Below are 15,586 nucleotides of genomic sequence, written 5' to 3'. Positions count from 1 at the left end.
GCGGATCGTCACCCGGGATAGACCGGTGCCGTCCCGTCCTTCGCCACGGTCTTCCAGTTCGCGTCCGGAGGCAGCCGCACGATGCCTTCCGTGGCGTCGGCGATCAGCGGTCGGGTCTCGTCCTCCGAGGCCGCCACCGCCTTCACGCCGTTGACCCCGGGCAGCGTCTGCGCGTCGGAGGCCGAACCATCGGTCTCCATGAACTGCATCTGCTGCACCCCGCCGGACTCCCGGCCGACGACCACCAGCCGGCTGCCGCCCGCCCACGAGGCGGCCACCACGTCCTCCAACTGCGGCGCGATCGGCCGCAGTTCCTCCACCGACAGCACCGGATGCGCCGAGCTGCCGCGGCGCTCGACCCGGCCGAGCTGCAGCGTGGTGCGCCCCTTGTCCTCGACGAGCATCGCGATCCGGATGCCGTCCGCGGCCACCTTGATCGCCTTGATCCGCCGTCCGCCGAGGCCGGGCACCGCCACCCGCTCCGGGTCGCCCTTGCCCTCGCGCATCCGCAGCAGCCGGGAACCGTGCGCATCGCGGTCCGCGACCCACAAGTCCCCCAGGCCGTCCCAGCTCGGCGCGGTCAGGCCCTCGTCGGGGTTCTTGGCCGAGCCGGTGCTCGTCATCAGTGGCGCGCCACGCTCGATGCCGTCCTCCAGGGCGGCCACGTACAAGGAATGGCCGTCGCTCGACACCCCTGCCGCGGTGTTCTCACCGCGCGAGATGGCCACCGAGCGCAGCGGGGTCTTGCCGGTGCCGAACGCTCCGCGCACCGGCGTCGGTTCGGTCGCCGAGTCCGACATGGCGACCACCTTGTGGTCGGCGTCGATGAAGTACTCCTTGGCGAAGTGCCCGGTCAGCGGCGACGGCGCGAAGTCGCGTTCGGCCTGGTCCTGGGAGAGCGTGCACAGCGAGTTGCCGTTGTTGTCCTGGAGTTCGACCTCGCTGATCTTCGAGGCGCGCGTCATGTCCTGGACGGTGAAGAAGAGCTGAGCCGCCATCCGCCTGCACTGGGTGGTGTCGGTGCTCACCGCCTCCTTGCTGAGCTTGACCCGCAGGCCGTTGGAGTCGTCCAGCGCCAGGTCGTGCGCGGCGAGCCGGGTGCCGGGCGGGAACGCCGAGGTCGTCACCTGGTTCAGCCAGTCGGTCGGCCCGGACAGCAGCGCCTGCACACTGGCCGTGATCGGCTTTATCCGCTGGCGCAGGTAGACCGGGTCCGCGACGAGCACGTCGCGGCTGGCCTTCGGCTCCTCCGACTCCGACTCGTAGGAGGCGAAGTAGTACTTGTTGACGGAGCGGTAGATGCGCTGGAAGTCGGACAGCCCGAGCACCACTCCGTTCGGCAGCCGGTCGATCCGCCACTGGCCCCCCTCCTTGATGAGGTGGATCGTCTGGCGGTACGGCCGCTCCTCGGGGTGTACGCGTGGTTGTCGTCCACCGCCGCGATCTGGCTGCCGGACAGCGTGACGGAGTAGCCGTTGGCGTCCTCGCGGTTGGGCTGCACCTTCGGTTCGGGTTTGGGCCGTTCCTGGAGCACCTTGGTGACCTGGAACGGCCGCCAGGTACGCCGTGCCGACTTGGCCAGGTACTGGGTGGCCGTGCGGAAGTCCGCCTCGTCGCTGGTCGTCGCGTCGAGGAAGCTGCGCACGATGTTGGTGGGCTGGGCGCCGTCCTGCGGGGGCACGCCGTAGACCCGGACCTGCGAGTCGCCTTCGGAGCGCGGCGACTGGTCGACCGCCGTGACGTCGCCGTTGTCCGGCATCGAGGCGCAGCCGGCGAGCAGCACGGACGCGCCCCCGAGCAGCGCCAGCTTCCACGCCGGCCCGCTCGTCCTACGGGCTTGGTGACGGGTGTCCTCCGACGGGTGCTGACCGGCGCGCTTCCGGGACGTGGCTCCCACCCCGCGCTCGTTTCCGCGCTCAGTGTCCACGCCGTCCGCCTTCCCGTTCCCCACCCCGTCCGGTGTCCTGCTCGGGCCCGCCTCGGGGGACCGTTTCGTCGGTGTGCGCGCCTTCGTCGTGCGCGGACCGTTCGCTCCGTGCGCCCCCGCTCTGCGGCACCACGCGGGTTCCGTCCCCGGGCAGCGCCGTGGGATCGGCGACCGGCCGGGCCGACGACGATGCGGAGCCGAGCGATGCCGTGCCACCGGGCTGCGCGGTGCGCGCCTGGACGGGGATCGTGGAGGCCTTCTGGCCGGCCGTGGCACCCGTCTGTCCGGCGCCGGCCCGGCCGGCGAGGTTACGCCGGGAGTCCTCCGGCTCCAGGGGTATCGGGGACCCGCGCAGCGGCTCGCCGGCCGTACGGGGCAGCGTCAGCCGGAACTGGGAGCCGCCGCCCGGCTCGCCCCATGCCTGGAGCCAGCCGCCGTGCAGCCGGGCGTCCTCGACGGCGATGGACAGGCCGAGTCCGGTGCCGCCCGTGGTGCGGGCCCGGGCCGGGTCGGCGCGCCAGAAGCGGTTGAAGACGCGGGTGGCCTCGCCGGGCTTGAGCCCGACGCCGTAGTCGCGCACCGCGACGGCCACCGCGCCGCCACTACGGCTGCCCGCGGACGCCAGCCGTACGACGACGTCGCGGCCCTCGCCGTGTTCGACGGCGTTGACGACGAGATTGCGCAGCACCCGCTCCACGCGGCGGGGGTCGGCCTCGGCGATCACCGGCTGCTCGGCGCCGCGCACCACGATGCGGCTGCCCTTGCGCTCGGCGAGCGGTTCGGCGCCCTCGATGACGCGGTGCACCACATCGCGCAGGTCTATCGGCTCGGCCTCCAGCGCGGCCGCACCGGCGTCGAACCGGCTGATCTCCAGCAGCTCGGCGAGCAGCGACTCGAAGCGGTCGAGCTGGCCGCGCAGCAGCTCGGCGGAGCGTGCCGTGGCGGGGTCGAACTCGTCGCGGGCGTCGTGGATGACGTCGGCCGCCATCCGCACCGTCGTCAGCGGCGTCCGCAGCTCGTGCGAGACGTCGGAGACGAAGCGGCGCTGCATCCGGGACAGCTCCTCCAGCTGCTGGATCTTGACCTGGAGGTTCTGCGCCATCTTGTTGAAGGACTCGCCGAGCCGGGCGATGTCGTCCTCGCCGGTGACCTTCATCCGCTCCTGGAGGAGGCCGGCGGCCAGCCGTTCGGAGATGCCCGCGGCCATCCGTACGGGCGTGACGACCTGCCGCACCACCAGCCAGGCGATCGCGCCGAGCAGGATCACCACGAAGACGCCGGCCGTCGCGAGGGTGCCCGTCACCAGCTTGAGCGACTCCTCCTCCTGGCTGAACGGGAAGAGGTAGTAGAGCTGGTACTGGTTGCTGTTGACGTCGTTGAGCCGCTTGCCGATGATCAGCGCCGGCACGCCGTCGTCCGAGCCGATGCGCTTGATCTGGGTGTACTGCCGGAACGTGCCGGACTTGGTGTCCAGCTTCCGCCGCAGCTCGGCCGGTACGCTCCGCTCCGGATCGACGTCCCCGGAGGCGCGCGGCCCGCGGGTGCCGGGGCTGGAGTCGCCGAACGGCTCGTCGGAGTCGGAGCTGAGCGCCACTACGGAGAAGACGCCCTGGCCGCCGCTGGCGAGCTGTTGGACGAGGCCGGTCAGCCAGGTCGCGGAGTCCTGGGTGCCGCGGTTGCCGGTCCGGGCGGTGTCGTCGGTGCGGGTGTCGTCGGCGCCGTCGGCCATCTTCTGGGCGACGCTGAAGCCGCCCACGGCCTGGCTCTGCGCGGCCTGCGCCTTGGCCGTGAGCAGGCCGTTACGGACCTGGCCGACGACCACGACGCCGAGCAGCAGCACGACGGCGAGGGACATGAGCAGGGTGGTCGCCACGACCCGCAGCTGGATGTTGCGGCGCCACAGTCGCAGGGCGGGCAGCAGCGGCCGCCGCACCCACCGGCTGAAGAGCCGCAGCAACGGGTGGACCGGGCCGCTCACCGCGCCGTCGGGCAGCAGCTGGCCACCGCGCAGCAACCGAGCAACCAATCTTCCCGAAAAGGACATATCACCCGTCACGCTGACGGTGCGCCCCCGCTTTCCCTCCGGGGCCGAACCGTCCCGGACCATCTCAGCTGGGCCCGGCCTTGTAGCCGACCCCGCGCACGGTCACCACGATCTCCGGACGCTCCGGATCCCGCTCGACCTTCGACCGCAGCCGCTGCACATGGACGTTGACCAGCCGGGTGTCCGCGGCGTGCCGATAGCCCCAAACCTGCTCCAGCAGCACCTCACGGGTGAACACCTGCCACGGCTTGCGCGCCAGCGCCACCAGCAGATCGAACTCCAGCGGCGTCAGCGCGATCGACTGCCCGTCGCGCTTGACCGAGTGGCCCGCCACATCGATGACCAGGTCACCGATCGCCAGCTGCTCGGGCGCCGGCTCCTCCGAACGCCGCAGCCGCGCCCGGATCCGGGCCACCAGCTCCTTGGGCTTGAACGGCTTGACGATGTAGTCGTCCGCGCCCGACTCGAGCCCGACCACCACATCGACCGTGTCGCTCTTGGCGGTCAGCATGACGATCGGCACCCCGGACTCCGCGCGGATCAGCCGGCACACCTCGATGCCGTCCCGTCCGGGCAGCATCAGGTCGAGCAGGACGAGATCCGGCTTGGTCTCACGGAAGGCGGCAAGGGCCTTGTCACCGTCCGACACGAACGACGGTTCAAAGCCTTCGCCACGCAGCACAATGCCGAGCATCTCTGCCAGTGCGGTGTCGTCGTCGACGACCAGGACGCGTCCCTTCATTCGGCCATCATCCCATTACCTGATCGTGACTTACTCCATCGTGACGTGGAACACACCTCCGCCAGCCGGTCCCGGGTGACCGGGGAGACCACTCCGGCCTCCGTCACGATCGCCGTCACCAGCTCCGGCGGAGTCACGTCGAAGGCCGGGTTGTAGGCCTGTGCGCCCAACGGCGCCACCGGCACACCGGTCCCCGGGACCGCCCCGGCACCCTGTGCCGCCGGCAACGAGAACTCCGTCACTTCCTGCCCCGGCCGCTGCTCCACCTCGATGTCCGCACCCTCCTCGGTCTCCAGATCCACCGTGCTCGTCGGCGCCACCACCACGAACGGAACGTGGTGGTACTGCGCCAGTACCGCCAGCGGATAGCTGCCGACCTTGTTGGCGACCGAGCCGTCCGCCGCGATCCGGTCGGCACCTATCAGCACCGCGTCCACCTCACCACCGGCGAACAGCGACCCGGCCGCCCCGTCCGACAGCACCGTGTACGCCATACCGGCCCGCGCCGCCTCGTAGGCGGTCAGCCGCGCCCCCTGCAACAACGGCCGCGTCTCGTCGACCCACAGCCGGCGCAGCTCACCGGCCCGGTGCGCCGCCAGCGCCACCGCCAGGGCGGTGCCCTCGCCCCCGGACACCAGCGCGCCCGTGTTGCAGTGCGTGAGAATCCGGTGACCGCCGCCCGGCAGCAGCTCGCCCAACAACGCCATACCGTGCTCCGCCATCCGCGCACTGGCCGCGATGTCCTCCGCGTGCACGGCCCGGGCCTCGACCAGCGCCGCGGCCGCCGCCTGCGGCGCTCCGGCCCCGTGGGCCACCGCCGCCCGGTACGCATCCGCCGCCCGCCGCACGCCGTACCCCAGGTTGACCGCGGTCGGCCGGGCCTGCGCCAGCGCCTCCACGGCCTCTTCCACATCGAAGCCCCGCGCCGCGGCCAGTGCCACGCCATAGGCGCCCGCGATACCCAGCAACGGCGCCCCCCGCACGGCCAGCGAACAGATCGCCTCGACCAGCGCCGGCACGTCCGTACAGACCAGCTCGACCTCTTCCACCGGCAGCCGGGTCTGATCAAGGAGGACCACGACAGGCCCCTCCGGCAGCTCCTCCCAGCGCAGCGACGGGATCGTGAGCGTCCTGGCGCCCACCTCGGATACCTCGTACTGATCGCCCATCCCCTCAGTCTGCCGTCGACCGCCCCTCGAACAGAAGGTCCTCTCACTCTCAGGGCCCGGGTACACAACGCACGGCGCCATGACACGATGACTGCCACCGCGGACCCCGGACCCCGGCCGCCACGGCGGGCCGGCAGCAAGAAGGAGCGACGATGAACAACTCTCCGGGCTGGGCCTCGCCCGGATCCACCCCCTCCGACGAGCCGGGCCGCGGCACACCGGAGCAGCCCCACCAGACCGCGGGAACGGACGACCCTCCCGGCGCCGCCGAGCAGCCGACCCCGCCGAACTGGTCCAAGCAGCAGCCGCCCGCCGGCCAGTGGTCGGCCCCCGCCGGCATCCCCAGCCAGACCGGTCCCGGGGACCACAGCGGCCGGCCAACCTCCGGCGACCGCGCCCGCGCCTCGTCCGGCACCGGCCGGCCCGGCTGGGGCGGCCACCACCCGGCCCCCGGCCCGCAGGCCCCGTGGGGCTGGTCCCCGGTGCCTCCGGCGGCCAAGCCCGGCGTCATCCCGCTCCGCCCGCTCGGCGTCGGCGAGATACTCGACGGCGCGGTCGCCACCATGCGGGCCCACTGGCGCACCGTGCTCGGCATATCGCTGATCGTCGCGGTGGTCTCGCAGACCGCCATCACCGTCGTCACCGGCCTGTGGTTCCGGAACGCCGGCCGCGCGCCCTCGATCTCCAGCAGCAACGTCCCGCCGGTCCGCGAAACCATGCGCCAGGCCGGGAACTCGCTCGCCGGAACCGCCCTCACCTCGGTGATCGGGCTCCTCGCCACCATCATCGCCACCGGACTGCTCACCATGATCGTGAGCCGCGCCGTCCTCGGCCGTTCCGTGACGGCCGGCGAAGCCTGGCGCGACGCCCGCAGCCAACTCCCGCGCCTCCTCGGCCTGCTGGTGCTGCTGCCCCTCCTCATCACGGCCGTCTTCGCCGTCGGCCTGACCCCCGGCCTCCTCGTCACCGCCTTCGCCACGCTGGACCTGGGCCTGCTCCTCACCGTGTTCGGCGGGATCGCCGCCTCCGCCGTCGGCATCTGGCTGTGGGTCCGCTACAGCCTCGCCTCCTCCGCGCTGATGCTGGAGAAGCAGGGCGTCATCGCCTCCATGCGACGCTCCGCCAAGCTCGTACGCGGCTCCTGGTGGCGGGTGCTGGGCGTCCAGCTGCTGGCCTACCTCCTGGTCGCCATCGTCGAGTTCATCATCCAGATCCCGGCCACCATCGTCGCCTTCGTCATCGGTGGCGAGAGCATCCTGGACTGGGCGAACGGCACCAGCGACAACACCGGCTGGTCGTTCCTGATCGTGCTGGGCATCGGCGCCGTGATCAGCTCCACCATCACCTTCCCGATCAGCGCCGGCGTCACCGCACTCCTCTACGTGGACCAGCGCATCCGCCGCGAGGCCCTCGACCTCGAACTGGCCCGCGCCGCCGGCCTCCCCGGATACGGCGCCAACGCCCCCACCGACGCACCGGCCGCAGACGTCCCGGCCGCACACGTTCCGACCGCCACCACTGCGGACGACGCCGGTCCCGACGCCGCACCGGGAAGCTGATGCGGTGACAACAGGGGGGAACATGGCCGCGCTCGGGTCACTCACAGCGCGCTCCGACGACGACATACCGGTGCGGACACCGCGCCTCCCCGCCCGCGAGGCGGCCGAGCGCGAACTGTCCGACCCCCGGTACCACCAGCACGACCCCAACCCGATCCAGCGCGCCCTCGACTGGCTCTGGGACCGCGTCAACGACCTCTTCGGCGCGGCAGCCGGCGCCACACCGGGCGGCTGGATCGGCCTCCTCGCCATCGCCACCTTCGTCCTGCTGCTCGTCGTCGCCCTCCGGCTGCGCCTCGGCGCGGTCCGCCGCACCCCGACCACCAGCGGCGCGCTCTTCTCCGACACTCCCCGGACCGCCGCCGAACACCGCGCGACCGCCGAACGGCACGCCGCCGCAGGCCACTGGAGCCAGGCCGTCCAGGACCGCATGCGCGCCCTCGTCCTCTCCCTCGAGGAACGCACCCTGCTCACCCCCGCCGCCGGCCGCACCGCCGACGAGGCCGCCTCCGAGGCCGGCCTGACACTCCCCCGGTACGCCGACCAACTCCACACCGCCGCCCGCACCTTCGACGACGTCACATACGGCGGCCGCCCAGGCACGGAACAGGCATACGCCTTCCTCACCACCCTCGACACCGAGCTCCAGCAGGCCAAGCCCGACCTGGCCACCACCCCGACCAGGAGCCGCGGATGACCACGGCCGCCCCGGAGACCCCCGCGCCCTCGCTCACCGCACGCCGACTGTGGACCCGCTCCCGAGGTCCCCTGGCCGCGCTGCTCCTCCTCGTCATCAGCGGAGTGATCCTCGCCGCCCTGCAGTCCGGTGAACAGCACGGCCGGCTCGACCCCCGCTCGGCGGACCGCTCCGGCAGCCGTGCGCTGGCCCGGCTCCTCGCCGGCCAGGGCGTCTCCCTCCAGGTCGCGACCACCTCCGAGGAGGCGGCCCGAGCATCCGGCCCCGGAACCACCCTGCTCATCACCGACCCCGATGTCCTGACGCAGAAGCAGCTGACGGCCCTGCACACCGCAACGGCTCACACCGCCGGACGCACCGTCCTGCTCACTCCGGGCTCCGCTTCCCTCTGGACCTTCGCCCCAGGCGTCCAGGCCCAGCCCGCAACGAGCATCTCCCCGCGCAAGCCCGCCTGTTCCCTGCCGGACGCACACCGCGCCGGCAGCGTGCTCCTCGGCGGCCTCCGCTACACCACTTCCGACGCGCGCACCGACCGCTGCTACCCCGTCAGCGGCCGGCCCACCCTGCTTCGCCTGCCGTCCGCCGGCAGCGGTCGCGACACCGTCCTCCTCGGCTCCGCCGACTTCCTCACCAACCAACACCTCGCCGAGCACGGCAACGCCTCGCTCGCCCTTCAACTCCTCGGTGCTCACCACCATCTGATCTGGTACCTCCCCTCCGTGAGCGACCCGTCATCCGCTCATGACCAGCGCAGCTTCCTCGATCTCATCCCCACCGGCTGGAGCTGGGCCCTGCTCCAACTGACCATCGCCGCCGGCCTCGCAGCCGTCTGGCGTGCCCGCCGACTCGGCCCCCTCGTCCCCGAAAGACTCCCCGTCACCGTCCCCGCCGCCGAGACCACCGAGGGTCACGCCCGCCTCTACGAACAGACCGGCGCCCGCGACCGGGCCGCCACCGTCCTGCGCTCCGCGACCCGCACCCGGCTCGCCCCCCTCCTCGGCGTACCCCCCACACAGGCCCACGCTCCAGACCGTCTTCTCCCGGCCCTCCACACCCACTTGACCGTCCGCGCTGGCACCGGGACAGATCTCCACACCCTGCTCTTCGGCCCGGCCCCCGCGGACGACCGGGCCCTGGTGCAGCTGGCCGACCAGCTCGACGCACTCGAATCCTCGATCGTTTCCCAAGAGAGGCACGCCCCCCGTGAGCACCCCGACCGCTGACAGCGCCCGAGCCTCCCTCGAGGCCCTGCGCACCGAGATAGCCAAGGCCGTCGTTGGCCAGGACCCCGCCGTCACCGGGCTGGTCGTCGCCCTCCTCTGCCGCGGTCACGTACTCCTCGAAGGCGCCCCAGGTGTCGCCAAGACCCTTCTCGTACGCGCCCTGTCGACCGCCCTCGAACTCGAGACCAAGCGGGTGCAGTTCACCCCTGACCTGATGCCGAGTGATGTGACGGGCTCACTGGTCTACGACGCCCGCAGCGCGGAGTTCTCCTTCCAGGCGGGCCCCGTCTTCACCAATCTGCTGCTGGCCGACGAAATCAACCGCACGCCACCCAAGACCCAGGCATCCCTGCTGGAAGCCATGGAAGAGCGTCAGGTCACGGTCGACGGCACAGCCCGCCCCCTCCCCGAGCCGTTCCTGGTCGCCGCCACGCAGAACCCCGTGGAGTACGAGGGCACCTATCCGCTGCCCGAGGCCCAACTCGACCGCTTCCTCCTGAAGCTGACGGTCCCTCTTCCCGAGCGGCCGGACGAGATAGACATCCTCACCCGTCACGCGGCCGGCTTCAGCCCCCGCGATCTGAACGCCGCCGGACTTCGCCCCGTCGCTTCCGCCGCCGACCTCGACGCGGCCCGAGCCGCCGTCGCGAAGACCTCGGTATCCCCCGAAGTCACCGGCTATATCGTCGATATCTGCCGTGCCACTCGCGAATCCCCCTCGCTCTCTCTCGGCGTCTCCCCCCGAGGCGCCACTGCCCTGCTTTCCACGTCACGCGCCTGGGCGTGGCTCATCGGCCGCGACTATGTCACCCCTGACGACGTGAAGGCCCTTGCTCTCCCCACGCTGCGCCACCGCATCCAGCTCCGCCCCGAAGCGGAGATGGAAGGAGTCACCGCGGACTCCGTGATCAACGCCGTACTCGCACATCTCCCCGTCCCCCGCTGAGGCGACACCGTGACCCTCACCGGACGCACCGCCCTCGTCTCCGCACTCGGAGCCCTGTTCGTCGGCTTCGTGCTGCCCAGCTGGCTCGGCATCGCGATCGTTCAACTCGCCTTGCTGATAGCAATTTTGTGCGACCTCGCGCTCGCCGCGCCAGTCCGAAAGCTCCATTTCACCCGAACTGGTGAAACAACCGTTCGACTAACAGGTGAAGCCCACACCCACCTCACCCTCACCAACCCGAGCCGTCGTACGCTGCGCGCCCACGTCCGCGACGCCTGGCCCCCGAGCTCCTTCCACCCCGGCTCGGACATCGCCGCCTCCCGGCACACCGTCCGCATCCCCCCAGCCGAGCGCCGACGCCTGACGACCACCCTCCACCCCACCCGACGCGGCGACCACCACGCCGTACGCGTCACCGTCCGCTCCTACGGCCCCCTAGGCCTGGCAGCGCGACAGGGCAGCCACCGCGTCCCGTGGACCCTGCGCGTCCTGCCCCCCTTCACCAGCCGCAAGCACCTCCCCGCCAAGCTCGCGCGGCTCCGCGAACTCGACGGCCGCACCAGCCTCCTGACGCGCGGTGAGGGCACCGAATTCGACAGCCTCCGCGACTACACCCCCGGCGACGACACCCGCTCCATCGACTGGCGCGCCTCCGCCCGGCGACAGGACCTCGCCGTCCGCACCTGGCGCCCCGAACGCGACCGCCGCATCCTTCTCGTCCTCGAGACCGGTCGCACCTCGGCCGCCCGTATCGGCGACATCCCCCGCCTCGACGCCTCCATGGACGCGGCCCTGCTGCTCGGCACGCTCGCCGCACGTGCCGGCGACCACGTCGATCTCCTCGCCTACGACCGCCGCATCCGCGCCTCCGTACAGGGCCGCACCGCCCGCGATCTTCTCCCGGCCCTGACCGACGCCCTTGCGCCCCTCGAAGCCGAACTCGTCGAGGCGGACGCCCGCGGCCTGGCCGCCGAAATCCATCGCCGCACCTCGCGCCGTTCCCTGATCGTCCTGTTCACCGGCCTGGACGCGGCCCCCGTCGAAGAGGCCCTCCTGCCCGTCCTGCCCAGCCTCACCCAGCGCAACGAAGTCATCGTCGCCGCCGTAGCCGATCCCCGTATCGAGGAAATGGCCGCCGGCCGCCACTCCCCCCAGGCCGTTTACGCCGCAGCAGCCGCAGAGCAGGCCATCGCCGCCCGCCGCCGCACCGCAGACCGCCTCCGCCGCCAGGGCATCACCGTCATCGACGCCACCCCGGCCCACCTGGCCCCCGACCTGGCAGACGCCTACCTCACCCTGAAGTCCACCGGCCGCCTGTAAAACGCCCCTCGCGCATCGAGCACCCCCTCACCTACAGCCAGCGCGGCCGGAGACCACCCGGCGCCCTCCGCACGGCGACCGCTCTCGCTCGTACGTGGGGAGAGCACACCACTCTCCAGTGCCCAGCTGTCTGTGAGCCCCGCAGCTGGAGAGTGCTGGTGACCAGCCTTGGTGAGTGGACTCGGCTCGGGCAGCACCCACCGCACGCTTCCACCGCCGGCGCCACGAGCTTAGGACGAGTACGGCCTGGAGGGAACGGAAGCCGAATGAGATGCCCCACCGCGTACCGTCCACCCACCGATCCTGAACGCAGAAAAGCCCCGCACCATAAGGTGCGGGGCTTCCCACAAAGATTGTTCGGCGGCGTCCTACTCTCCCACAGGGTCCCCCCTGCAGTACCATCGGCGCTGAAAGGCTTAGCTTCCGGGTTCGGAATGTAACCGGGCGTTTCCCTAACGCTATGACCACCGAAACACTATGAAGTTAACCAACCGGAGCATGACTCAACGGTCGTTACTTCAGAACCTACACAGTGGACGCGAGCAACTGAGGACAAGCCCTCGGCCTATTAGTACCAGTCAACTCCACCGGTTACCCGGCTTCCATATCTGGCCTATCAACCCAGTCGTCTACTGGGAGCCTTACCCTCTCAAGGAGGTGGGAGCCCTCATCTCGAAGCAGGCTTCCCGCTTAGATGCTTTCAGCGGTTATCCTTTCCGAACGTAGCCAACCAGCCATGCCCTTGGCAGGACAACTGGCACACCAGAGGTTCGTCCGTCCCGGTCCTCTCGTACTAGGGACAGCCCTTCTCAAGACTCCTACGCGCACAGCGGATAGGGACCGAACTGTCTCACGACGTTCTAAACCCAGCTCGCGTACCGCTTTAATGGGCGAACAGCCCAACCCTTGGGACCGACTCCAGCCCCAGGATGCGACGAGCCGACATCGAGGTGCCAAACCATCCCGTCGATATGGACTCTTGGGGAAGATCAGCCTGTTATCCCCGGGGTACCTTTTATCCGTTGAGCGACGGCGCTTCCACAAGCCACCGCCGGATCACTAGTCCCTACTTTCGTACCTGCTCGACCCGTCAGTCTCACAGTCAAGCTCCCTTGTGCACTTACACTCAACACCTGATTGCCAACCAGGCTGAGGGAACCTTTGGGCGCCTCCGTTACCCTTTAGGAGGCAACCGCCCCAGTTAAACTACCCACCAGACACTGTCCCTGATCCGGATCACGGACCCAGGTTAGACATCCAGCACGACCAGAGTGGTATTTCAACAATGACTCCACACCAACTGGCGTTGATGCTTCAAAGTCTCCCACCTATCCTACACAAGCCGAACCGAACACCAATATCAAGCTATAGTAAAGGTCCCGGGGTCTTTCCGTCCTGCTGCGCGAAACGAGCATCTTTACTCGTAATGCAATTTCACCGGGCCTATGGTTGAGACAGTCGAGAAGTCGTTACGCCATTCGTGCAGGTCGGAACTTACCCGACAAGGAATTTCGCTACCTTAGGATGGTTATAGTTACCACCGCCGTTTACTGGCGCTTAAGTTCTCAGCTTCGCCATGACGAATCATGACTAACCGGTCCCCTTAACGTTCCAGCACCGGGCAGGCGTCAGTCCGTATACATCGCCTTACGGCTTCGCACGGACCTGTGTTTTTAGTAAACAGTCGCTTCTCGCTGGTCTCTGCGGCCACCACCAGCTCAGAGTGCAAGACTCATCACCAGCAATGGCCCCCCTTCTCCCGAAGTTACGGGGGCATTTTGCCGAGTTCCTTAACCATAGTTCACCCGAACGCCTCGGTATTCTCTACCTGACCACCTGAGTCGGTTTAGGGTACGGGCCGCCATGAAACTCGCTAGAGGCTTTTCTCGACAGCATAGGATCATCCACTTCACCACAATCGGCTCGGCATCAGGTCTCAGCCTTAACGTGTGACGGATTTGCCTACCACACGGCCTACACCCTTACCCCGGGACAACCACCGCCCGGGCTGGACTACCTTCCTGCGTCACCCCATCACTCACCTACTACAAGTCTGGTTCGTCGGCTCCACCACTCCCCTACGCTCCGAAGAGCTCAGGGCGGCTTCACGGACTTAGCATCGCCTGATTCAATGTTTGGCGCTTCAAAGCGGGTACCGGAATATCAACCGGTTGTCCATCGACTACGCCTGTCGGCCTCGCCTTAGGTCCCGACTTACCCTGGGCAGATCAGCTTGACCCAGGAACCCTTAGTCAATCGGCGCACACGTTTCCCACGTGTGTATCGCTACTCATGCCTGCATTCTCACTCGTGAACCGTCCACAACTCGTTTCCACGGCTGCTTCACCCGGCACACGACGCTCCCCTACCCATCACAGCAGACGTTGGTCCTAATGCTGCAATGACATGACTTCGGCGGTGTGCTTGAGCCCCGCTACATTGTCGGCGCGGAATCACTTGACCAGTGAGCTATTACGCACTCTTTCAAGGGTGGCTGCTTCTAAGCCAACCTCCTGGTTGTCTCTGCGACTCCACATCCTTTCCCACTTAGCACACGCTTAGGGGCCTTAGTCGATGCTCTGGGCTGTTTCCCTCTCGACCATGGAGCTTATCCCCCACAGTCTCACTGCCGCGCTCTCACTTACCGGCATTCGGAGTTTGGCTAAGGTCAGTAACCCGGTAGGGCCCATCGCCTATCCAGTGCTCTACCTCCGGCAAGAAACACACGACGCTGCACCTAAATGCATTTCGGGGAGAACCAGCTATCACGGAGTTTGATTGGCCTTTCACCCCTAACCACAGGTCATCCCCAGGTTTTCAACCCTGGTGGGTTCGGTCCTCCACGAAGTCTTACCTCCGCTTCAACCTGCCCATGGCTAGATCACTCCGCTTCGGGTCTTGGGCACGCTACTCAACGCCCTATTCGGACTCGCTTTCGCTACGGCTTCCCCACACGGGTTAACCTCGCAACATACCGCAAACTCGCAGGCTCATTCTTCAAAAGGCACGCAGTCACGAGAACAAGGCAAGCCTTGTTCCGACGCTCCCACGGCTTGTAGGCACACGGTTTCAGGTACTATTTCACTCCGCTCCCGCGGTACTTTTCACCATTCCCTCACGGTACTATCCGCTATCGGTCACCAGGGAATATTTAGGCTTAACGGGTGGTCCCGCCAGATTCACACGGGATTTCTCGGGCCCCGTGCTACTTGGGTGTCTCTTAAACGAGCCGTTGACGTTTCAGCTACGGGGGTCTTACCCTCTACGCCGGACCTTTCGCATGTCCTTCGCCTACATCAACGGTTTCTGACTCGTCCCACAGCCGGCAGACTGCAGAAAAGAGATCCCACAACCCCAACCACGCAACCCCTGCCGGGTATCACACGTGACTGGTTTGGCCTCATCCAGTTTCGCTCGCCACTACTCCCGGAATCACGGTTGTTTTCTCTTCCTGCGGGTACTGAGATGTTTCACTTCCCCGCGTTCCCTCCACACTGCCTATGTGTTCAGCAGCGGGTGACAGCCCATGACGACTGCCGGGTTTCCCCATTCGGACACCCCGGATCAAAGCTCGGTTGACAGCTCCCCGGGGCCTATCGCGGCCTCCCACGTCCTTCATCGGTTCCTGGTGCCAAGGCATCCACCGTGCGCCCTTAAAAACTTGGCCACAGATGCTCGCGTCCACTGTGCAGTTCTCAAGCAACGACCAGCCACCCACCACCCCAACCCGAAGGCTGAGTTCACTGGGGCCGGCATCGCGAAGGTCCGGACTCACAGTCCGTACCCTCAGATACCCAACAGCGTGCCCGACACCCTTGACCAACGAACCGCGTTCCACGCCGAAGCAGTACTAACGCTCGTTCTCTCAAGTGTGCCGAGTAGTCAACGTTCCACCCATGAGCAACCAGCATCAGACACTCGCTGATGTACTGGCCTCTGACCCGGACAAGTCCGAGTAA

General features: G+C 68.3%; 8 protein-coding genes, 2 rRNA genes and 1 pseudogene. 5 read left to right on the top strand and 6 right to left on the bottom strand.

The features are described from left to right. Positions 1-8: 8 nt before the first annotated feature. The 4 genes and pseudogenes from OJ254_RS13345 to mtnA all read right to left on the bottom strand — a co-directional run bounded on the left by OJ254_RS13345 (position 9) and on the right by mtnA (position 5,882). Positions 9-1,927: pseudogene (locus OJ254_RS13345) on the bottom strand (LpqB family beta-propeller domain-containing protein). Further along, complete coding sequence (gene mtrB, locus OJ254_RS13340) at positions 1,917-4,034, bottom strand: MtrAB system histidine kinase MtrB (RefSeq protein WP_423835886.1); 2,118 nt, start codon at positions 4,032-4,034, stop codon at positions 1,917-1,919. Before mtrB ends, OJ254_RS13345 begins: the two are co-directional and overlap by 11 nt. Position 4,035: 1 nt before the next feature. Further along, entirely contained in the window at positions 4,036-4,713 is a 678-nt protein-coding gene (gene mtrA, locus OJ254_RS13335; protein ID WP_030416996.1) for a two-component system response regulator MtrA, read from the bottom strand. Next, entirely contained in the window at positions 4,710-5,882 is a 1,173-nt protein-coding gene (gene mtnA / locus OJ254_RS13330; RefSeq protein WP_265362506.1) for an S-methyl-5-thioribose-1-phosphate isomerase, read from the bottom strand. Before mtnA ends, mtrA begins: the two co-directional genes overlap by 4 nt. Before the next feature lie 152 nt (positions 5,883-6,034). Here mtnA and OJ254_RS13325 point away from each other — a divergent pair, with 152 nt between their 5' ends. Genes OJ254_RS13325 through OJ254_RS13305 form a run of 5 tightly spaced genes read left to right on the top strand, consistent with a single transcriptional unit; the run spans position 6,035 to position 11,627 of the window. Next, complete coding sequence (locus tag OJ254_RS13325) at positions 6,035-7,441, top strand: DUF7847 domain-containing protein (protein WP_265362505.1); 1,407 nt, start codon at positions 6,035-6,037, stop codon at positions 7,439-7,441. Between the two features lie 22 nt (positions 7,442-7,463). Next, complete coding sequence (locus OJ254_RS13320; RefSeq protein ID WP_265362504.1) at positions 7,464-8,138, top strand: DUF4129 domain-containing protein; 675 nt, start codon at positions 7,464-7,466, stop codon at positions 8,136-8,138. Beyond that, on the top strand, positions 8,135-9,361 hold the full coding sequence (locus OJ254_RS13315) for a DUF4350 domain-containing protein (RefSeq protein ID WP_265362503.1): 1,227 nt from the start codon (positions 8,135-8,137) through the stop codon (positions 9,359-9,361). The genes OJ254_RS13320 and OJ254_RS13315 overlap by 4 nt, the downstream gene beginning before the upstream one ends. Continuing rightward, complete coding sequence (locus OJ254_RS13310) at positions 9,342-10,307, top strand: AAA family ATPase (protein ID WP_265362502.1); 966 nt, start codon at positions 9,342-9,344, stop codon at positions 10,305-10,307. Before OJ254_RS13315 ends, OJ254_RS13310 begins: the two co-directional genes overlap by 20 nt. 9 nt (positions 10,308-10,316) lie before the next feature. Further along, positions 10,317-11,627 carry a DUF58 domain-containing protein gene (locus tag OJ254_RS13305; RefSeq protein WP_265362501.1) on the top strand — a complete coding sequence of 437 codons (1,311 nt, stop codon included), beginning with the start codon at positions 10,317-10,319 and terminating at the stop codon, positions 11,625-11,627. A 355-nt stretch (positions 11,628-11,982) separates the two neighbouring features. On the opposite strand, the gene rrf is transcribed toward OJ254_RS13305, so the two are convergent. Both rrf and OJ254_RS13295 read right to left on the bottom strand, forming a co-directional pair. Next, positions 11,983-12,099: ribosomal RNA gene (gene rrf / locus OJ254_RS13300) — 5S ribosomal RNA — on the bottom strand. Positions 12,100-12,175: 76 nt separating this feature from the next. Continuing rightward, a 23S ribosomal RNA gene (locus OJ254_RS13295) occupies positions 12,176-15,294 on the bottom strand. Positions 15,295-15,586 lie beyond the last annotated feature (292 nt).

It is taken from the genome of Streptomyces endophytica (assembly GCF_026153355.1).
In the GTDB taxonomy this organism is placed as follows: domain Bacteria; phylum Actinomycetota; class Actinomycetes; order Streptomycetales; family Streptomycetaceae; genus Streptomyces; species Streptomyces endophytica.
The sequence above is the reverse complement of the archived record's forward strand: the minus strand, read 5'-3'. Positions and strand labels throughout refer to the sequence as shown.